General features: G+C 69.4%; 17 protein-coding genes and 1 pseudogene. 5 read left to right on the top strand and 13 right to left on the bottom strand.

Going from position 1 to position 18,738, the window contains the following annotated elements:
* Positions 1-67 precede the first annotated feature (67 nt).
* The 4 genes and pseudogenes from RWK90_RS09955 to RWK90_RS09940 form a co-directional block, all read right to left on the bottom strand.
* A pseudogene (locus RWK90_RS09955) lies at positions 68-1,321 on the bottom strand (cytochrome P450); the annotation flags it as partial.
* A 194-nt stretch (positions 1,322-1,515) separates the two neighbouring features.
* Complete coding sequence (locus RWK90_RS09950) at positions 1,516-2,280, bottom strand: IclR family transcriptional regulator (protein WP_314037344.1); 765 nt, start codon at positions 2,278-2,280, stop codon at positions 1,516-1,518.
* 229 nt (positions 2,281-2,509) lie between these two features.
* Positions 2,510-3,199: an HD domain-containing protein gene (locus RWK90_RS09945; RefSeq protein ID WP_314037342.1), complete on the bottom strand. Its 690-nt coding sequence runs from the start codon at positions 3,197-3,199 to the stop codon at positions 2,510-2,512.
* 2 nt (positions 3,200-3,201) lie between these two features.
* The gene (locus RWK90_RS09940; RefSeq protein WP_314037340.1) at positions 3,202-4,404 is read right to left on the bottom strand and encodes a 4-hydroxybenzoate 3-monooxygenase; all 1,203 of its coding nucleotides are present in this window, start codon (positions 4,402-4,404) and stop codon (positions 3,202-3,204) included.
* Positions 4,405-4,570: 166 nt separating this feature from the next.
* Between RWK90_RS09940 and RWK90_RS09935 the strand changes: the two genes are divergently transcribed.
* Positions 4,571-4,726 carry a hypothetical protein gene (locus RWK90_RS09935; RefSeq protein WP_314037338.1) on the top strand — a complete coding sequence of 52 codons (156 nt, stop codon included), beginning with the start codon at positions 4,571-4,573 and terminating at the stop codon, positions 4,724-4,726.
* A 174-nt stretch (positions 4,727-4,900) separates the two neighbouring features.
* On the opposite strand, the gene RWK90_RS09930 is transcribed toward RWK90_RS09935, so the two are convergent.
* The 9 genes from RWK90_RS09930 to RWK90_RS09890 form a co-directional block, all read right to left on the bottom strand.
* Entirely contained in the window at positions 4,901-5,803 is a 903-nt protein-coding gene (locus RWK90_RS09930; RefSeq protein WP_314037337.1) for an HNH endonuclease, read from the bottom strand.
* 22 nt (positions 5,804-5,825) lie between these two features.
* Complete coding sequence (locus tag RWK90_RS09925; protein WP_314037334.1) at positions 5,826-6,257, bottom strand: (deoxy)nucleoside triphosphate pyrophosphohydrolase; 432 nt, start codon at positions 6,255-6,257, stop codon at positions 5,826-5,828.
* Between the two features lie 217 nt (positions 6,258-6,474).
* The gene (locus RWK90_RS09920; RefSeq protein WP_314037332.1) at positions 6,475-7,410 is read right to left on the bottom strand and encodes a carbohydrate ABC transporter permease; all 936 of its coding nucleotides are present in this window, start codon (positions 7,408-7,410) and stop codon (positions 6,475-6,477) included.
* 9 nt (positions 7,411-7,419) lie between these two features.
* Positions 7,420-8,403, bottom strand: coding sequence for a sugar ABC transporter permease (locus RWK90_RS09915; RefSeq protein ID WP_314037330.1), 984 nt, complete (start codon positions 8,401-8,403; stop codon positions 7,420-7,422).
* Positions 8,403-9,296, bottom strand: coding sequence for a phosphodiesterase (locus RWK90_RS09910; RefSeq protein ID WP_314037328.1), 894 nt, complete (start codon positions 9,294-9,296; stop codon positions 8,403-8,405). Before RWK90_RS09910 ends, RWK90_RS09915 begins: the two co-directional genes overlap by 1 nt.
* Positions 9,293-10,102, bottom strand: a complete 810-nt coding sequence (locus tag RWK90_RS09905) for a tyrosine-protein phosphatase (RefSeq protein ID WP_314037326.1) — start codon at positions 10,100-10,102, stop codon at positions 9,293-9,295. The genes RWK90_RS09910 and RWK90_RS09905 overlap by 4 nt, the downstream gene beginning before the upstream one ends.
* A complete protein-coding gene (locus RWK90_RS09900) occupies positions 10,099-11,472 on the bottom strand; it encodes an extracellular solute-binding protein (RefSeq protein ID WP_314037324.1) in 1,374 nt (457 codons plus the stop codon). Before RWK90_RS09900 ends, RWK90_RS09905 begins: the two co-directional genes overlap by 4 nt.
* Positions 11,473-11,560: 88 nt before the next feature.
* Positions 11,561-12,688: an ABC transporter ATP-binding protein gene (locus tag RWK90_RS09895; RefSeq protein WP_314037322.1), complete on the bottom strand. Its 1,128-nt coding sequence runs from the start codon at positions 12,686-12,688 to the stop codon at positions 11,561-11,563.
* Between the two features lie 121 nt (positions 12,689-12,809).
* Entirely contained in the window at positions 12,810-13,673 is an 864-nt protein-coding gene (locus RWK90_RS09890) for a MurR/RpiR family transcriptional regulator (RefSeq protein WP_314037320.1), read from the bottom strand.
* A 220-nt stretch (positions 13,674-13,893) separates the two neighbouring features.
* On the opposite strand from RWK90_RS09890, the gene RWK90_RS09885 reads away from it, so the two are divergent.
* From RWK90_RS09885 to RWK90_RS09870, 4 genes are all read left to right on the top strand, one after another.
* Positions 13,894-14,874 carry an LLM class flavin-dependent oxidoreductase gene (locus tag RWK90_RS09885; protein ID WP_314037318.1) on the top strand — a complete coding sequence of 327 codons (981 nt, stop codon included), beginning with the start codon at positions 13,894-13,896 and terminating at the stop codon, positions 14,872-14,874.
* Positions 14,875-15,054: 180 nt separating this feature from the next.
* Positions 15,055-15,699 carry a trimeric intracellular cation channel family protein gene (locus tag RWK90_RS09880; protein ID WP_396230320.1) on the top strand — a complete coding sequence of 215 codons (645 nt, stop codon included), beginning with the start codon at positions 15,055-15,057 and terminating at the stop codon, positions 15,697-15,699.
* 176 nt (positions 15,700-15,875) lie between these two features.
* Complete coding sequence (locus RWK90_RS09875) at positions 15,876-17,075, top strand: Fic family protein (protein ID WP_314037314.1); 1,200 nt, start codon at positions 15,876-15,878, stop codon at positions 17,073-17,075.
* Positions 17,076-17,177: 102 nt separating this feature from the next.
* Positions 17,178-18,659, top strand: a complete 1,482-nt coding sequence (locus RWK90_RS09870; protein ID WP_314037312.1) for a glutamine synthetase family protein — start codon at positions 17,178-17,180, stop codon at positions 18,657-18,659.
* The last annotated feature ends 79 nt before the right edge of the window (positions 18,660-18,738 follow it).

The following is an 18,738-nucleotide window of genomic DNA, read 5'->3' as shown; positions in this document are numbered from 1 at the left end:
CACCTCCGCCGCCCGCGTCACCACGCTCGGCGTCTCCGGCGTCGCCCCCGGCGGCGCCGCGCGCCTCGTCCCACGAGACCGGCACCACGACCGGGGCGCGGAAGGAGAGGTTGTCGCCGAACCGGATCGTCTCCGGCTCGACCAGCCGAAGGTCCGGCGCCAGGCGCGTGACCTCCTCCAGCACGATCTTCGCCTGCAGCTTGGCCAGCAGGTTGCCCAGACAGTGGTGGATGCCGTAGCCGAAGGACAGGTGCTCGCGGGCGTTGGGCCGGGTCACGTCGAAGGTGTCCGGCTCGTCGAAGCGGTCCTCGTCGCGGTTGGCCGAGCCCATGAGCAGGAGCAGTTCGGCGCCGGCGGGGACCTCCACCCCGCCCACCACCGCGTCGGCGAGGGCCTTGCGGCGCCAGCCGACGATCGACGGGCTGAAGCGGAGGGTCTCGTCGACGGCCGAGGAGATCGTGGACGGGTCGTCGAGGACCTTCTGCCACTGGTCACGGTGGGTGAGCAGCTCGCGCAGCACGTTGGAGATGAGGGTCGTGGTGGTCTCGTGGCCGGCGAACAGCAGCGAGTAGCACAGGGACGCGATCTCGTGATCGGTGATCTCGGCGCCCTCGGCCTGCATCCGGACCAGATCGCCGACGAGGCTGTCGCGCTCGGTCTCGTGGGCCTCGGCGACCAGGCGGCGGCACTCGGCCCAGTACGCCACGAGGTTGTGGGCGTGGGGGATCTGCTCCTCGTCGGTGAGGTCGCCCCACGTCATGGCGGAGCGGGAGTCGGACCACGTCTTGAACTGGTCGATCTGTGAGACGTCGGCGCCGATGAGGGTGAGGATCGTGATGGTGGGGACGTCGTAGGCGAGGTCGCGGACCAGGTCGCCGCGCTTCTCGGGGCGCGAGAGCATCTGCTCGAGCAGCCGGACGACGTTGGCGCGGATGTCCGGCTCGAGGACCTTGAAGCGGCGGGGCGTGAACGCCTTGGCCGCGATCTTGCGGATGCGGGTGTGGTCCGGCGGGATCCGGGCCGACAGGCCGGAGTAGGCGGTGAAGCCGCCCTCCTCCATGATCTTCTTCGCCTGCGGGCCGCGCTCGCGCACGGGCGCCTGGGCGTTCTCGGAGGAGAAGGTCTCCCAGTCGGAGAAGACGGCCTTGATGTCGTCGTACCGGCTGACCACCCAGTAGCCGACCCGCTCGTCGTACATCACGGGCTCGTTCTCGCGGAGCGCCGCGTAGGAGGGGAAGGGGTCGTTCTGGGCGAACGGCTCGTAACCGTGGTGGACCGGGCAGCCGCCGGCCGGTGCCGCTGGGCTCGTGGGCGTGGACATCAGCGCCTCCTGTCGTCGGTGATGTGGTCATCGTCGGGTGACATGACTCATAGTGATGCGCACCACAGGTTCGGGGCCATGTGGAGCTTCCATCTGATGGAAGTGGTGTTCCCGGCCCGCTCGGGGACGGGGAGCGAGAGGGTCCCCCGGGGGCGCGGACGGGTGCCGGCGGGCGCCGATGCGCCCACCGCGGTTCAGGGGCGCGGGCGGATCAGGGTCGTCTGCGGGTGACTCGCCGCGGCCTCGATGCGCCGGGCGACGCCCCGCAACGCCGGCAGGTGGCGTTGCATCGACTCCGCGCGCGCCGAGGACATGACCAGGCCGATCGCGGCCGGGTGTGGCTCGAGCGCCACGGGCACCGCGATCGAGGCCGATCCCTGGCGCACCTCCTCGTGCGTGGTGGCGAAGCCCTGGGCGCGGATGCGCTGCAGCTCGTCGGCGAGGCGGCCGGGATGGACGTGGGTGTGCCGGGTGGGCGCGGCGAGATCCTGGGAGAGGAACGCCTCGCGGACCCACTCCTCCTCGAAGGCCAGCAGGACCTTGCCCACGGCGGTGGCGTGCAGCGGGAGGCGGCCGCCGACGGGGGAGGCCTGCGGTATGCGGGTGGAGCCGTAGACGCGGTCGATGTAGAGCGCCTCGTAGCCCTCGCGGATCGCGAGGTGAGCCGTCTCGCGGGTGAGCGAGTACAGGTCCTGGAGATGCGGGCGCGCGGCGTCGCGGAGCTGGCGGCCCGCGCTCTGGGTGACCTCCCACAGGCGCAGGCCCACGCGGTAGCGGCCCTGGTCATCGCGCTCGAGCGCGCCCCACTCGACGAGCTCGCCCACCAGCCGGTGGGCTGTGGGCAGGGGGACGCCGGCGTGCGCGGCGAGGTCGGTGAGAGTGATGGCGTTGGCGCGGCCCTCGAACGCACTGAGCAGCGCGAGGACCTTGGCGGTCACTGAGCGGCGGTCGTCACCCATGGCACCCCTCGTCGGACGGGCGGCCCCTCCGGCCCGCTCGGTCGTGTCGCCGGCGCCCGGGCGGGGCCCGCTCGGCCCGCCCGCACGCCGTGTCGTTGGTGGCCATGGTGCACCGGATCGCCCGCGGCGGAAGGGATTCGAGCGAGAGGGGGCCACCGCGGCAGGTGGGGCCCGGGTCAGTACCGGGAGAACCTCGGGGTTAGCAACGGCCCGGGGCGGCCGCCGCGCCTCAGCCCAGCACGGTCCGCTGCGGCACCGAGTCGATGACCGCCACCGCCGCGTAGGCGCGGGCCATGGTGCGGGCGGCGTCGGTGAACAGGTGGTCGTGGACTCGGCTGCCGATGAGCACGTGGGCCTGAGGTCGCGTGAGGCCGAACCAGTCCATGACCGTGTCGATCCCGTGCGGGGTGAGCCGCCACAGCTTGTCGGAGTCCTTCACGAGGGCGTCGTTCAGGCTCAGGGCCTCGCGGCGGGAGTCGTGGCCGTCGACGATCGTGGTGATCTGATCGATCCGCTCGTCGGGGAACCCCAGGTCCCGCAGGATCCCCTCGGCGATGCGTGCGCCCTCCTTCTCGTGCCGGATCACCGACTCCGGGTTACTGCCGGTCGGGCTGATGGCGGCGAGCACGTCCTGGGGCGGCAGCATGGACCACCCGGTGTCGTGCAGGATCATCGCGGGCAGCACCACGTCCCGGTCGGCCTCGGGATGCAGGTCGCACAGGGCCGAGGCGATGCCGTAGGAGTAGGCGGTGTGGACGTCGTTGCTGCGGACATGCAGGTGTTCGACGGCGGCCTCCCACACCGGGAGGTCCTGCTCGCGGAAGCCGGCCACGCCCACCACGTCGCGGGCCGCGGGCAGGTGGTCGGTGACGTCGCGGCCGTAGTGATTGGTGGTCGGGTTCTGACGGGGCAGGGTCATCGCTACTTCCTCCCCGGCCAGCCGGTGTAGCCCTCGGCGAGGTAGGTCGATCCCGCGAGGGACTGGGTCACCGAGGCGAGCTCGCCCTCCTGGCGGCGGATGTCGAACGGGGTCGCGTCGGGCAGCGTGTGGAGCATGGTGGTCATCCAATAGGAGAAGTGCTGCGCCTTCCACACCCGGCTCAGGGCGCGCTCGCTGTAGGTCGCCAGCGGTGCCGGGTCCTTGGCGCGGATCGCGCGCTCGAGTTCCTCCGCGAGGACCCGGACGTCGGCCAGGGCCAGGTTGAGCCCCTTGGCGCCGGTCGGCGGGACCGTGTGCGCGGCGTCGCCGGCGAGCGCCAGGTGCCCGTGGTTCATGGGTTCCTGGACGAAGCTGCGGAACGGCAGGACGGTCTTGGACACGATGGGCCCCTCGGCGAGCGCGTGACCGTTGGCGCCGACGCGCGCCTGGAGCTCGGCCCAGATCCGGTCGTCGGACCACGCGTCCACGTCCTCGGTGGGGTCGCACTGGAAGTACATGCGCTGGAGGGACTCGGTGCGCTGGCTGATGAGGGCGAAGCCGCGTGAGGAGTGGCTGTAGATGAGCTCGGGGGAACTCATGGGTGCCTCGGCGAGGATGCCGAACCAGGCGAAGGGGTATTCGCGGAAGTACTGGGTCCGCAGGCTCTCGGGGACCTCGTACCGGCAGATGCTGCGCGAGCCGTCCGAGCCCACGAGGAAGTCCGCGGCGATCTCCCGGCGGGTGCCGTCCGCGTCGGTGAACCGGACGATCGGCTCGGTGGTGGCCGACTCCAGGCTGACGGCGCTCACCCCGAAGTGGACCTCGCCGCCGTCTCGGGCGCGCGCGTCGGCCAGGTCGATGAACACGTCGGTCTGCGGGTACAGCTGGGTGCTGGCGCCGACGAGGGCCGAGAAGTCGATGCGGTGCGACCCGCCACCAAAGGCGAGGTCGATGCCGTCGTGGCGGTAGCCGTCGCGGTGAACGCGGTCGGAGACGCCGGTGTCGACGAGCAGGTCCACCGATCCCTGCTCGAGGATGCCGGCCCGGTGGGTGTGCTCGATCTCCTCGCGGCTGCGCAGGTCGATGGCGATCGAGTCGATCCCGGCTAGCGCGAGCAGGTGGGTGAGCATCAATCCGGCGGGCCCGGCGCCGACGACGGCGACCTGGGTCCGACTGCGGGTGGGGGACGGTGGATGAGCGGCCATGCGTCCGAGTGTGCGACGCGCGGGTGACGTGGGCCACGTTCTGCTTCCGTCTGGTGGAAGTCGAACGGTGGGCCGGCCGCCGGTGTGTGCGGGCCCGGCCCCGGAGTGCCGGCGTGCGGGGGCTGGGGTGGGGTGTCGCCGCGTCGGCGGGGACCGGTTCCACGTGGTGACGTGGGAGTATGACGACGACGAGGTGCCCGATCGCCCGGCCGATCTCCTCAACCTGGTGGTGCAGTACATCGGCAGGGTGAGCGCCGAACGCGGCGAGCCGGCCGGGGCCCTTCACTACGCCGGGTGCGGCACAGATGAGCGCGGTCGATGATCACCCCTACGGCCCTCGTTGCCCGCGGCAATCACGAGGAGCTGGCAATGCACTTGCACGCGGGACGCACCAACGGGCCGAGCCGAGTTGCAACTACAGCCCGGCGGCCTTTGCGGTGTGCCCGACATCAATACCGCCGCCAGGACCTCGAAGCAGGCGCGGGAGGGTGAGAGGTTAGCTCGCACTCTTGAACGCGTCGAAGCGGGCAGATAGACGGTCCCGGTCAGGTTTGTCCCGGCTGCGCGACGGCAGCCACAGGGCGCGCTTATGCATCCGCTGAAGACCGTGGTCCAGCATGGGACCGTCCTTCTCGTGAAGAACGTCCGCATTGATATGAACTTCGTAGTCTGGAGAAATGCCGAGGATGTTCTCGTCGTACGCGGCGTGGTGGATCTTGCATAGTGCTAGCCCATTTGTTACTACGGGTTTGCCGCCCTCGTGCGCATCGGCAGTGATATGAGCAGCATCCAGCAACGGGATCTTTTTTAGAACGCAGACAGCACATCGTTCGGCGTATGCGGTGAGCACCTTGGCACGAAACTCCGGCTGGTGTAGCCGCTGCCGAACGATTCGCTCTGCGTATCGTCGTTGGTCTTCACTCAGATGTGCAGGGTCGGGCAAAAAACGCAGGCTTTCGTCAATGGCGAGCAAGAAGCGTTGATGCTCAGGTTCATCTTTCACGACGTACACAGGCATGATGGGTACGTATTGTCCGGTCGCTACTTTGCGCAGCATGACAATGGGAAGGCCTAACCTCATGGCCTCTCGTAGCTTGCTGTTGGAACCGCCCTTTGGGTCCTGGCCAACAGGCCGTCTTTCGTAGGAATACCGATAGAGCGAATCGCCGTGGTCGCCATCGTCGTACTCACTGTCCGGGTCGCTCACAATCGTGAGGGTCGCTGCGTAGGACTTTGGATTCCATATGCCCTTGGAAGAGTCGATGATCCGTTCCGGGCCCCAGCCGAAATCCACCTGTGTTAGCCATTGTCGGGAGAGGACTGGGTTGCTCGCGAACTCTGTAGCCAGAGCGTGCATAAGGGAAGTCCGCCTGTTGAGCTCGGATGAGAGGTCTGCCACTGGATCATCATGGCATTAAGCGCTATGGCGGGCTGCCGAAAGGAATGGTTTGAAGGACGGCTACTGCAGGCAGATCAGGAGCGGCCCAGTCCAATGACGCCAGAGAGTGGCGGGGCAGCCAGCGCAGTTCATCGTGGTCGGAGCTGCGGGCGGGCGCCTCTGCAGACGTGACGAGGTAGCAAGCCAAATCGATGTCGAGGTCGCCTACCGGTGTAACAGTTCTATCGACTAGAGCGCCAACCGAGACCGAGATTCCAAGCTCTTCTCGAACCTCGCGAACTAAGGCGGCCTCAGGTGTCTCGTTGTCGTCGATCTTCCCGCCCGGGAACTCCCACTTTCCGGGTGCGGATTTGCCCGGCGCCCGTCTGCACGCGAGCACCTCGCCACCCCGTACGAACACTGCCGCTACTACTTCAATACGCGGCAATGGGGCTCCCTTGTCAGCAGACTTCACATGCGCGAGTAGATCGTATCCGCTACGTCGGAAGTAATTCCGACATATCGCCCCGCCCCGCGAACCCCGACGAGACGAGCTGATCGCGGGGTGGCGGATGCCGCTGGCGTGGTCGAGCTACATATCCGGCCAGCCCAGCTGCTTGATCTGCCCGTCAACGAACGCCCGACGTCCGCGGGCGGCCACGCCATGTGGGAACCGCAAGCTCGTCGTCGTCCTACTTCAACCCCGACCGCACGAACCCGTCGATCACGTGCCGCTGGAGCAGCGCGTAGAGCAGCACCACTGGGATGCAGGCGATCGAGCTGGCGGCCATGAGCGTGCCCCAGTCGTTGCCCTCGGCGGTGAGGAAGCTGCGGATGCCGACCTGCACCACGGAGGTGTCCTGCTGCATGACGAGAACTGGCCAGAGGTACTCGTTCCACGCGGAGATGAAGGTGACGACGGTGAGTGAGGCGATGGCCGGGGTGACGTTGGGGACCACCACCGTCCAGAGCGTGGACCACGAGGTCCGGCCATCAATCGCGGCGGACTCGAGCAGCTCCTTGGGCAGCGCCGACATGTGCTGCACCAGCATGAGCACCGCGAACGCCGAGCACAGATTGGGCACGATGATCCCGAGGACCGTGTTGAGCAGCCCGAGGTTGGCGATGAGCACGTAGTTGGGGATCATCGTCACCTGGAACGGCACCAGCCAGGAGCCGACGAACAGCAGGTACAGCAGCTTCTTCCCGGGAAACGTGAACATCGCGAACCCGTAGGCGGCGAGGATCGCCACCAGCACTTGGGCCAGTGCGATGGTCACTGACATCACCAGCGAGTTGACCATCATCGAGCCCAGATCGATGGTGCCCCACGCGGCCGCGTAGTTGCCCAGCGAGGTGCCGGGGCCCAGGATCTCGCCGGCGGCGATCCGGTCCGGGGATGTGAGGGAGGTGGCCACCATCCACACGATCGGGAACAGGGCGAACGCGGTCAGGGCGATCATCACCGCGTGGGCGAGGACGGCGGGCCTGGGCCGGTCACGGCGGGCAGCCCGACCGGGTCCGGTGGCCGAGCCGCGCACGGCCGGTGAGGTGGAACCGCCGCGACCGGGGGACTGTGCCGGGGCGGCCTGGGGCGCCGGTGCGGGGGCGTCGAGAACGAAGGTCATCGTCTTGTCCTAGTCGTCGAAGAAGCTGAGTCGCTGGCTGAGTTCCACGAACGCCCAGGCGATGAGGCCAAAGACGACGAAGAACAGCGTGCCGGCGGCAGCGGCGAGCCCGGAGTCGAAGCTGCGGAACCCGACGTCGTACAGCAGGTAGTAGATGTTGGTGGAGGTACCCGACGGCCCACCCTGGGTGAGCAGATCGATGAGCGGGAACGACCACTGCGCCACCAGCAGGACCGCCATCAGGCCCAGGAACACCAGCGTCGGCGAGAGCAGGGGGAGGATCACCCTGCCGATGATCTGGCGGCTGTTGGCACCGTCCATCGCGGCCGCGTCGGCGTACTCCGGCCCGATGGAGGTGTAGCCGGCGGTCACCATGAGCACGCCGAAGCCGAACATCTGCCAGCCCAGGATGATCACGATCGCCCACAGCGCGGTGTCCTGGTCGCGGAACACGGTGCCCAGGTCCACGCCCACGGCCGCGGCGGCGCTGGTGATGGCCCCGGTCTCGTCGGCGAAGAGCCACCGCCACACCGCGCCCACCGCGACCGGCGGGATGAGATACGGCAGGAAGAGCGCCCCCTTGTAGAGGTTCCCGGCGCGGGACGAGATGCTGCGGGTGGCCAGGACGATCCCGGTGGGGACGACGACGAGGAAGACCATCGCGGCCAGGATGTACAGCCCGGTGTTCGCGACCGCCTGTCGGATCTCGGGCAACTCCAGGACGCGGGCGTACTTCTCCAGGCCCACGTAGGTCTTGGGGCTCGTGGGCATGAGATTCCAGTCGTAGAACGACAGGTTCACCGCGTCCACCAGCGGCTTGTACACCCAGATCGCGAGGAGTGCGACGCCGGGCAGGACGTAGGCCAGCGGTGTGAGTGCGCGGGCGACGCGGGGCGGGCTGAATCCGGATCCGCCATGGTCAGGCGTCCGCCGGCCCGGCCGCGTCGCGGGAGCCGCGGGAGGCGCCGAATCGGTCAGCGCGGGGACGAACATCAGCTGCTCAGCAGGTCGACGGCGGACACGGCGTCCGGGTCCAGCATGGCGGTGAGCTGCTCGGCCGACACGGCGTAGACGGTGTCGAACTCGGTGAGCGGCATGTGGGCGTGCACGACCCGATCGGGGTAGACGTCCACCAGTGCGAAGCCCTGCCCACCGTTCTGGGCCCGTGAGTCACCGGGAGCCACCAGCAGGTCCTGGCTGTAGCAGGTCGCCGAGACCACCGAGACGGGGATGCCGGCGAACGTGCTGGACACCGAATAGTGGAAGTGCCCGGCGAGGATTCCGCGCACGTCGCTGCCGGCGAGAACCGACTCCAGGACGTGAGCGTCCCGCAGCTCGACTGCGCGGAGCAGTCCCAGGTGTGTGGGCACCGGCGGATGATGCAACGCCAGGAGGGTGCCGTTCGGGGCGGGCGTGGCGAGCTCCGCGGATAGCCATTCCAGCTGGTCGGGGGTGATCTCACCGTGGTGCACGCCGGGCACGGTGGAGTCCAGGGCGATGATCCGCAGCCCGTCGACCATGGTGACGTGGTCCACCGGGCCGCCCTCGCCGGTGACGTCGTCCCGCAGGATCCGGCGGAAGGCCCGGCGGTCGTCGTGGTTCCCCATGACCCACACGATCGGACAGTTGTACTCGGTGGCCACCGGATCGAGCGCCGAGCGCAGGCGCAGGTAGGCGTCCTCGGCGCCACGATCAGCGAGGTCACCGGTGAGCACGATCGCATCGGGCCGGATCTCGGAGGAATGCAGACGCTCGACGAGGGTCGCCAGCTGCGCGTCGCAGTCGATCGCCCCGTAGAGGGGCCGCCGAGCGTTGACGAAATGGGTGTCGCTGAGGTGCAGGATCCGGTGGGTCGGATCGGGGTACTGGGTGGGAAACGCGGTCACGGTGCGCCTTTCTCTGACGGGGTGACGGGTCGGCTGGCGGCAGCCGGAAAGGGGGAGGGGCTGAGCAGGAAGCGGTCGCGCAGGGCGGTCAGCTCCTCGGCGGCGAGGCCGTGGGCGAGCAGATACGCGGCGGCATCGCCCCAGGGGGCCAGGACATGGGCGGCGAACGCGGTGGCCAGCACCTCTGCTGGGCTCCCCGCGAGAATCTGGAGCAGGCGCTCGTCGATCCTCATCCCCGCCGCGGTGAGGGCGGCCACCATCGAGTCCGTCCACGGGCCGGCGAGGAGGGACTCGGTCATCGCGTAGTCGTCGACGATCGTGTCCATCGGCGCCCCCAGGACGCTGAGGATGAGGGCGACGGTGAGTCCGGTCCGGTCCTTACCGGCGGTGCAGTGGACCAGCACCCCGCCCCGTGGGGCCCGGGCGACGGCGCGTACCGCCCGCATCAGGCCGTCGGCACGCTCGACGAGCATGCGGCTGTAGAGCGCGTCCAGGGTGAGCTCGGTGCGGTGGGATTCCGCGGCGCCCATCAGCTCCAGGGGGACATGGACCAATTCCACCTGGGGAGCGGGGAAGACCGACGGCCGTGCCGCCGTCTCCACCTCGGATCTCAGATCGATGACGGTGCGGATCCCCAGGCGACGGATGTGGTCCACTCCGGCTGCCGGCATCTCGTGTGGCGACGCGGACCGGAACAGCCGGCCGGGGGCGATCAGGGGAACGACCCCGGCCGGGCGGGCGACATCACGGAAGTTCGCGGTGGCGAGCTGCGCCGGGGGAGGCGACGTCAGAGACGGGACGGTCACCGGTCGGCCAGATCCTGGGCACGGGACGCCGCCCCGGTGAGGGCCGCCTGCGGGTCGGCGCCCTGATAGACGGACTCGTTGACGGCGTCCATCAGCAACGACCCGATCTGGACGTAGCTCTCACCCGGGTAGGCGACCCACGGCTCGATCGACTCGAGCTGCTCGAGGTTGGGGGCCAGGAGGCGGTTGCCGGCGGCCCACTCGGCCAGCGCGTTGCCCTCCTCGATCAGGCCGGTCCGCAGCGGGAGGTAGCCGAGCGGGGCGATGGCCTCGTAGGCGGTCTCACCGGTCATGAACTTGAGCAGCTCGAACGCGGCGGCCTGCTTGTCCGCATCCTGCGAGAAGACCATCAGGGCCGAGCCGGAGCTGGTCGGGACGACGGGGGAGCCGTCGAAGGCCGGGATGCCGGCGGCCTCGATCGTCCACCCGCCGGCGGATGCGCCCTGCTCGAAGCTCGCCTGCATGGACGCCGAGTTGACGTGCATGAGCACCTCGCCGGCGGCGAAGCTCTCGCTCTGGGTGGTGAAGTCGGCGTTCTCCAGGACTCCGTCCTCGTACAGGTCCTGCATCAGAGAGATGACCTCGACGGTCTCGTCGGAGCCGAACTCGATGGTGGACCGGTCCTCGCTGAGGACCCGGCCTCCGTTGGAGCGGATCATCGACTGCAGACACCACTCGCCGACAGGATCCAGGCAGGACACGCTCAGAGACGGCTTGCCGGTCTTCTCGGTGACGGCGCGCGCCGCCTCCGCGACCGAGTCCCAGGTCGAGAAGTCGGGCGCAGCGACCCCGGCCTCCGCCAGGCCGGTCGCGTTGTAGAAGAACATCGGCGTGGACAGCACGTACGGCACGCCGTAGATGTGCTCGCCCAGGACGCCGAAGTCGCGGACGTTCTCGTGCATGGGGATGCCGTCCTCGAAGTGGGCGTCCACGGCGTCCCGGCCGTAGAGCACGTCGAGTGGCTGTGCCGAGAGGTTCTCCACCGCGTAGTCCAGGGTGTCGAAGGTCATCTGGACCACGTCCGGTGGGTTACCGGCCAGGACCTGGCGCTGGACGCTTCCGGCGGTGCCACCGGCGGCAGTGGAATCCGCGCCGAGGGCCTGCGGGATCACGTCGACGTTGGGGTGCTGCTCCTCGAACTCCTCGATCAACCCCAGGATGGTGGGTTCCCAGGTGGCGTTGCCGAGGTTGTAGCTCTCGAACACGATCTCGTACTGCCTGTCCGGGTCGAATGCGGCGGCGGCGCTGGCGGTGGTGGCCCCGCCCTGGTCGTCGGAGGATCCCGCGGCCCCGCCCGAGCAGGCGGAGAGCGTGAGTCCGCCCACCGTGAGGAGGGCGGCCACACCGAGAGCACGGCTGGAAAGCGTCATCTGTCGTCCTTCGAAGAAGTGGGTGGTGGGTGCGCCGGGGAAGGGCCCCGGCGCGCGAGGTGGATCAGGGGGACCCGGCCGGGCGGGCTCAGGCGGAGTGGGTGAGCGTCGCGGTTCTGGGCAGCGCGTGCGACTCCCACCGCAGACGGCCGCCGGTCTCCGGGCTGAAGAAGTGGAGGTGCTCGACGCGGGCGGAGAGCACCACCGGGTCGCCGGCCGCCAGCGGGCAGTCCGCAGGGGCGCGGGAGACCAGAGCGCCCACCGCGGTCTCGGCGTGCAGGAGTGTCTCGTGCCCCAGCTTCTCGGCGGTGGTGACCAGCCCGTCGATCCGCAGGTCCGAGGGACCTCCGGCACCCTCGGCGAGGGTGAGGTGATCGGGCCGGATGCCGAGGGTCACCCGCATCGGCGGGGTCTGGCCGGGCCAGAGGGGGAAGGCGTGGTCACCGAGGTGGACGCGGACGGACGCGCCGTCGTCGTCGAGCGGGGCCTCGACCAGGTTCATCGGGGGGCTCCCGATGAACCCGGCGACGAACGTGTTGGCCGGCTCGCGGTAGATCTGCTCGGGCGTGCCGATCTGCTGGACGCGGCCGTCGCGCAGGACCACGATGCGAGTGGCCATCGTCATGGCCTCGACCTGGTCGTGGGTGACGTAGACGAACGTGGAACCGAGGGCGCGGTGAAGCTCGACCAGCTCGTGGCGGGTCGCCGAGCGCAGGGTCGCGTCCAGGTTGGACAGCGGCTCGTCCATGAGGAAGGCGCGCGGCTCACGGACCATGGCCCGGCCCACGGCGACGCGCTGACGCTGGCCACCGGAGAGCTCCTTGGGCCGACGGTCCAGCAGGTGGGCGATCTCCAGGCGCTCCGCGATGGACTCGACGCGAGCGGCCACCTCGGCGGACCCCAGCCTGCGCAGGCGCAGTGGGAACGCCAGGTTCTTGAACACCGTGAGATGCGGGTAGAGGGCGTAGTTCTGGAAGACCATCGCCAGGTCGCGCTTGCGGGAGGGCACGTCGGTGACGTCCTGCCCGTCGATGCGGATGGTGCCGCCGGTCGCGGGGATGAGCCCGGCGATCATGCGCAGCAGCGTGGACTTGCCGCAGCCACTCGGGCCGAGCAGGACCAGGAACTCGCCGTCGGCGATTCTCAGGTCGACTCCGTCGACCGCGGTCGTGTCTCCGAAGCGTCTACTCAGACCCTCGAGTTCGATCGAGCTCATGCACCAACTCCGCTACGCAATCGGATTTCACGGCAAGAAATCCTGTTGCACGAAGACTGGTCCGGTCAGGTGAACGGACGGGAGCATCGGGATTGCCGATCGGTGGGATCCGGCGGAACAGTCAGTGATTCTCCGGCCGATCGGGCGCGAGGCTGGTGAAGATCTCCGCCTCCACCACCGCGCGGGGGGCCGGCCCGAGGCCGCGACGGTCCGCCACCAACTCCTGCAGGGCTCCCAACACGAGGGCCTGGACGAGGCCGCCCACGGTGGAGATGGAGTTCCACACCCCCGGCGACTGCACCACCAGGCTGATGTCCGCCTCCGCGGCGACGGCGGTCCGCCCGTGACCCGTGATCGACACGATCCCCGCGCCCGCCTTCCGCGCGGCGCGGACAGCGTCGACGGTGTTGCGATTCATTCCCGAGTCGCTCATCGCGAGGCACACGTCCTCCGTGCCCAGGAGGCGACACACGACGATCTGGGCGGCCGGATCGGTGGGGGCCTCCAGGGGGATGCCGGCGCTGCTGAACCGGAGGACGCCCCACTGCACCAACGACGCAGACGTCCCCGAGCCCACGAGCACGATCCGTCGCGCCCCCGCGAGCATCTCCGCGGCCGCGTGTAGCTGCTCGCGGTCCACCGTGTGGGACGCCCGCACGAGCGCCTGGTGCATCTCCTCGAGCAGTCGATCCAGAGGCCCGGGGGCCGACTCCGCCGACGGGGCCGCCGCGGCGGCGGCCGCCCCCGCGTCGCGGACCAGGAGCATCCGCAGATGCTGGAAACCCTGGAACCCGAGCGACTTGCACGCGCGGACCACCGTGGCGGCCGAGGTGTTGCAGCGCTGACCGAGGTCGGCCGCGCTGAGGTCCGCGACCTCGCCCGGCCGGGCCAGGATCTCCTCCGCCACCCTGCGTTCTCCGGGGTGGAGCCCGCCCAGCCCGAGGCGGATCGTGTCGATCGTCGCGCCGACGTCCGGGGAGCCCATGGCCGACATCGTAGAGCGATGGCGGGTCCGGCCCGGTCGGACGCCCGAAGCGCGGCCACCCGGGACCGCTCGAGTGCCCGGGCTCGCAGGCCTCGTCGTCGTCGTCGCCACCTACCCCTCCCGGATCCGTGATCCGTCACCGATCCCCGCGCGTCGGTAGCCTCGACGCACGAGCCGCGGATGTTCGCGGCGGTCACGGTGAGCTACGAAAAGGTGCGTTGTGTCGGTCCCCCTGAGCATTCTCGACCTGGTCTCCATCTCCGAGGGGGCCACCGCGCGCGAGGGTATCGCCGCGTCGATGGAGTCCGCCCGCCTCGCCGACCGGCTGGGCTACTCGCGCCTGTGGTTCGCCGAGCACCACAACACCCCCAACCTCGCCTCCAGCGCCACCTCGCTGCTCATCTCCCAGGCGGCATCGGTGACCGAGCGGATCCGCGTGGGCTCAGGTGGCGTCATGCTGCCCAACCACGCGCCGCTCATGGTGGCCGAGCAGTACGGCACCCTGGCCAACATCCACGGCGACCGGATCGACCTCGGCCTGGGCCGCGCCCCCGGCACCGACGGCATGACCGCGCAGGCCCTGAGCCGCTCGTCGGCCGAACCGCAGGCCTTCGCCCGCCACATCTACGACCTCCAGGGCTGGTTCGGCGAGTCCGGCACCGCCCACAGCGTTCCCATCTTCTCCGCGGTCTCGCAGCGGACGGAGGTGCCGATCTGGGTGCTGGGCTCCACCGTCAACGGCGCCTCGATCGCCGGGCAGCTCGGCCTGCCGTTCTCCCTGGCCTCGCACTTCGCGCCCGACCAGATCGACGACGCCATCCGCGTGTACCGCGAGACCTTCAGCACCGAGGCGCCCACCGCCCGCATCGAGAAGCCGCAGGTGATGGCCGGGATCAACGTGGTCGTCGCCGACACCGACGAGGCCGCGCAGCGCGAGTTCACCACGCTGCAGCAGATGTTCCTCGACCTCCGCGCCGGCCGCAGCCGCAAGATCCAGCCGCCCGTCGACCCCGCCCAGTTCGCCGGAGCGACCAACCCGATGCTCGACATCAGCGCCGTCGGCTCGCCCGACACCGTCAAGGCGCAGCTGCAGGAGTTCGTCGAGCGCACCGGCGCCGACGAGCTCATCACCGTCACCTACGCCTACGACCCCGCCGTGCGGAACCGCTCGATCGAGCTGCTCGCCGACCTCTGGTTCTGACCGCCGCCACCACCCGGACCCACCACCCGGACCACCCGCATCCGGCCCTCGCGGCGCGCTCCCCACGGGCGCGCGGGAGGATAGGCCCATGCTGACCCGTCACCTCGCCTCCCGCACGGTCTGAGAAGAACCGTGGAGTTCCTCACCGTCCTCTTCCTCATCGGCATCACCGCGGAGGCGATGACCGGTGCGCTGGCCGCCGGTCGCGAGCGCATGGACCTGTTCGGAGTGGTGATCGTCGCGTGCGTCACCGCCATCGGCGGCGGCTCGATCCGCGACGTGCTGCTGGGCCACTACCCGCTCATCTGGGTGAAGCACCCCTCCTACCTCGCGCTGGTCGCGCTGGCCGCGGTCCTCACCGTGGTCGTGGCCCCGATCATGCGGCACTTCAGAGTCCTCTTCCTGGGGCTCGACGCACTCGGACTGACGGTCTTCGCGATCATCGGCGCCCGGATCGCGCTCGAGATGGGCCACGGTGTCCTCATCGCCGTTGCCGCCGCGGTCATCACCGGCGTGTTCGGTGGAGTCATGCGTGACCTGCTGTGCGACCGGGTGCCGCTGGTGTTCCGGCAGGAGCTGTACGCCAGCATCGCCATCCTGGCCGCGCTCGTCTTTGTGGGCCTCACGGCCGTCGGCGTCCCGGAGAACTGGAGCGCGGCGATCACCCTGGTCGTGGGGTTCAGCCTCCGGGTGGCCGCGATCCGCTTCAAGCTCGGCCTTCCTGTGTTCGACTACTACCAGGAGCGCGAGCAGCCCGGGCGCCGTCCGCGGGAGCGTCGGCGGCACCGCTGGAGTCTGCGGGGCTGGTCCAAGGACCTGGACTGACAGATCGGGCGGGCGGTCGGTCGTGGCGCGGACGGGCTCACCGATTCTCTAGTTCTGAGTCTGATGGTCTCCGGCGCGGGATTGCGCGCGGGCGGGGGTAGGTCACTTTCGTCTGACGCCGGTTGAGTGCAATGGTGGCGCCGACAATGTCACTCAAGAGGGCCTACAGTGACATTGTGAACCTGGAAATGTTCGTCAACGACTCGACGGGCGCGCTCGTAGATATCGTCGGCACCGACCCGCGCGTCGGCGACTGGCGCCATAAGGCGTTCGTCCCCGCGCGGCTCCCCGAGGGGATGCCAGAACTCACGATGCCTACCGTCCTGGCGGTGGGGAACGCCCGCGCGGCGTTGGCCTCCTTGGACAGCACCGCGCGACGCTTACCGGATCCGACCCTCCTCCGCGTCCCTACCCTTCGCCGTGAGGCGCACTCGACCTCCGCTCTGGAGGGCACGTACGCGCCCCTGTCCGAGGTCCTGGGGGCGGACGTGGAAGAACCTGGGTCGCCGGATCTCCGTGAGATCCTCAACTTCGAAGTAATGGCGCGCCTCGGGTTCGCATGGGCAGCGGACGGACGCCCGCTGTCAACGACGATGTTGTACGACCTCCAAGGCGTACTCATGAGGGGTGGGCCCCTTGAGGGAGTCTCAGGTCGGCTACGCGATACCCAGGTTGTCGTCGGCTTGAGATCGGACGTGGACCCGCGCGGTCCGGCGATCATGCGAGCTCGCTTTGTTCCGGCGCCCCCCGGCCCGCTCCTCGAGGCGGGGCTGTCCGACCTCGTCGACTGGATGCGGACTGACCACAGTTCAACGCTCGACCCCGTGGTCGCCGCGGCTATGTCGCACTACCAGTTCGAGACATTGCACCCGTTCCGCGACGGGAACGGTCGCCTCGGGAGATTTCTTATCGTTCTACACCTCCTCTCGATGGACGTCCTAGGGGAGCCGACTCTTACCGTGTCGCCATGGTTCGAGGCTCGACGTGCCGAGTACTACGACGCCCTTCTCGGTGTGAGTACGCGGGGAGACTGGGACACCTACGTGGCGTTTTTCGCACGGGGACTCGAAGCTGCCGCGCGCACCACGCACACGCAGATGATCGAACTCGTCGGCGTGCAAGCCGAACTCAAGGAAATCGTCCGCGGGTCCCATTTGCGTTCCGCAACGCCGATCTCGGTAATCGACCTCGCGGTTGCCCATCCGACTTTCACGGTTCGCCACGTCGAACAGGCGCTGGGCGTCTCTTATGGTCGAGCCAACAAGGTTGTCGGACAGTTGGTGGAGCTCGGTGTTCTGGCCTTCATCGATCCTGAGGCCTACAAGCGAAGGGTGTACGCCCCTCGTGTTCACGACGTGATTCTCGGGAGGGGATAGTCAATCGAACTGCTCGCCGACCTCTGGTTCTGACGCCCGGGCCACGCGAGTTCTGTCTCGCGCACCGGAAGCCGGCATGCGATAGCGCTGGTAGAACGGGGTATGGCCATCGACGCACTCGAACCCCACCCCCTCGTCCGGCTGCTCGGTAAGCCCACGGACGAGTTCACCGCAGGCGACCTCGTGCGCGCGGTCGCGGAGCTGGGGCTGAGCCAGGTCAACCTGCGCTACGTCGGCGGCGACGGTCGCCTCAAGACCGTCGCGTTCCCCGTCAACTCCCGCGAGCACCTCGCCGAGGTGCTCACCCGCGGCGAGCGCGTGGACGGCTCGAGCGTCTTCCCCGGCACCGACACCGACGCCAGCGACGTCTACATCGTCCCCCGGCACCGCACCGCGTTCCTCAACCCCTTCGGCGAACGCCGCTCGCTCGACGTGCTGTGCGCGTTCTACGCGCCCGACGGGACCCCGCTGCCCTACGCGCGCGAGCAGGTGGTGCGCCGCGCCGCCGAGGCCCTGACGCGACAGACCGGCATGACGCTCGAGGCCTTCGGCGAGCTCGAGTACTACCTCGTCGACGCGCCCGAGGCGATCTACCCGGTCGAGGAGGAACGCGGCTACCAGGAGTCGGCGCCGTTCTCCAAGCACGAGCGGGTCCGCGAGCAGGTGCTGGGCCACCTGGCCGCCATGGGGATACCGCTGAAGTACGCCCACGGCGAGGTCGGCAACATCCGCACCGCCGACCGGCAGATGGTCCAGCACGAGATCGAGCTCCAGCCCCTGCCCCTCGAGCAGGCGGCCGACGCCCTCGTGCTGACCAAATGGGTGGTGCGCGAGGTCGCCTACTCCCACGGCCTCGAGGCGACCTTCGCCCCGCTGGTGAGCGGTCAGGGCGCCGGCAACGGCCTGCACATCCACAGTCGCCTGGTGCGCGACGGCGTCAACGTGATCGCGGGTGGGGGCGACGACGATGACGACGACGACGAGCTCAGCGACACCGGGCGTCGGCTCATCGCCGGGTACCTCTCGGCGGCCCGGGCTCTGACCGCGTTCGGTAACACGGTCCCCACCTCCTACCTGCGTTTCTCCGACGGCGAGGAGTCCCCCGAGGACATCTGTTGGGGCATGCGGGACCGCACGGGCCTCGTCCGGGTCCCCCTCGCCTGGGGCGGAGACGTGCTCGCGGGCATGGTCGCCCACGCCAACCCCGGCACCACCGAGCCGATCCCCGAACCCGCCGTGCATCCGCAGACCGTGGAACTGCGGCTCGGCGACGGCTCGGCCGACGTGCACCTGCTGCTGGCCGGCATGGCCGTCGCGGCCGCGCGCGGGCTGCGCGATGATGACAGCCTGCAGCTGGCCGAGCGGCTCAGAGTCGACGCCCACGACGAGTTCGAGCAGCTCCCGTCCTCGTGCGGGGAGTCGGCCGACGCGCTCGAGGGGGAGCGAGAGCTCTTCGAGGCCGACGGCGTGTTCCCGGCCGCGTTCATCGACGCCGTGCTCGACGGCCTGCGCGACACCGACGACCCGGCGGAGGGGGAGGCCGCGCGCGACGAGCTCATCCGCCGTCACTGGCACGTCGGCTGACGTCGCCGTGGGCGGGCTCGCCACCTCCCGCTCACCGGAACCGGCTCGGCTGTGCCGTCCCGGCCCGCTCTAGGGTCGG

Origin of the sequence: Dietzia sp. CH92 (assembly GCF_032248695.1) — a bacterium.
Taxonomy (GTDB): domain Bacteria; phylum Actinomycetota; class Actinomycetes; order Mycobacteriales; family Mycobacteriaceae; genus Dietzia.
Note: the sequence above shows the minus strand (reverse complement) of the source record. Positions and strands in the feature narration are given on the sequence as shown.

Coding starts and splice junctions, on each gene's coding strand:
- RWK90_RS09950 (WP_314037344.1), bottom strand. CDS start 2,280: ATGGGTGACGACCGCCGCTCAGTGACCGCCAAGGTCCTCGCGCTGCTC.
- RWK90_RS09945 (WP_314037342.1), bottom strand. CDS start 3,199: ATGACCCTGCCCCGTCAGAACCCGACCACCAATCACTACGGCCGCGAC.
- RWK90_RS09940 (WP_314037340.1), bottom strand. CDS start 4,404: ATGGCCGCTCATCCACCGTCCCCCACCCGCAGTCGGACCCAGGTCGCC.
- RWK90_RS09920 (WP_314037332.1), bottom strand. CDS start 7,410: ATGACCTTCGTTCTCGACGCCCCCGCACCGGCGCCCCAGGCCGCCCCG.
- RWK90_RS09915 (WP_314037330.1), bottom strand. CDS start 8,403: ATGTTCGTCCCCGCGCTGACCGATTCGGCGCCTCCCGCGGCTCCCGCG.
- RWK90_RS09900 (WP_314037324.1), bottom strand. CDS start 11,472: ATGACGCTTTCCAGCCGTGCTCTCGGTGTGGCCGCCCTCCTCACGGTG.
- RWK90_RS09895 (WP_314037322.1), bottom strand. CDS start 12,688: ATGAGCTCGATCGAACTCGAGGGTCTGAGTAGACGCTTCGGAGACACG.
- RWK90_RS09890 (WP_314037320.1), bottom strand. CDS start 13,673: ATGGGCTCCCCGGACGTCGGCGCGACGATCGACACGATCCGCCTCGGG.
- RWK90_RS09880 (WP_396230320.1), top strand. CDS start 15,055: ATGACCGGTGCGCTGGCCGCCGGTCGCGAGCGCATGGACCTGTTCGGA.
- RWK90_RS09870 (WP_314037312.1), top strand. CDS start 17,178: ATGGCCATCGACGCACTCGAACCCCACCCCCTCGTCCGGCTGCTCGGT.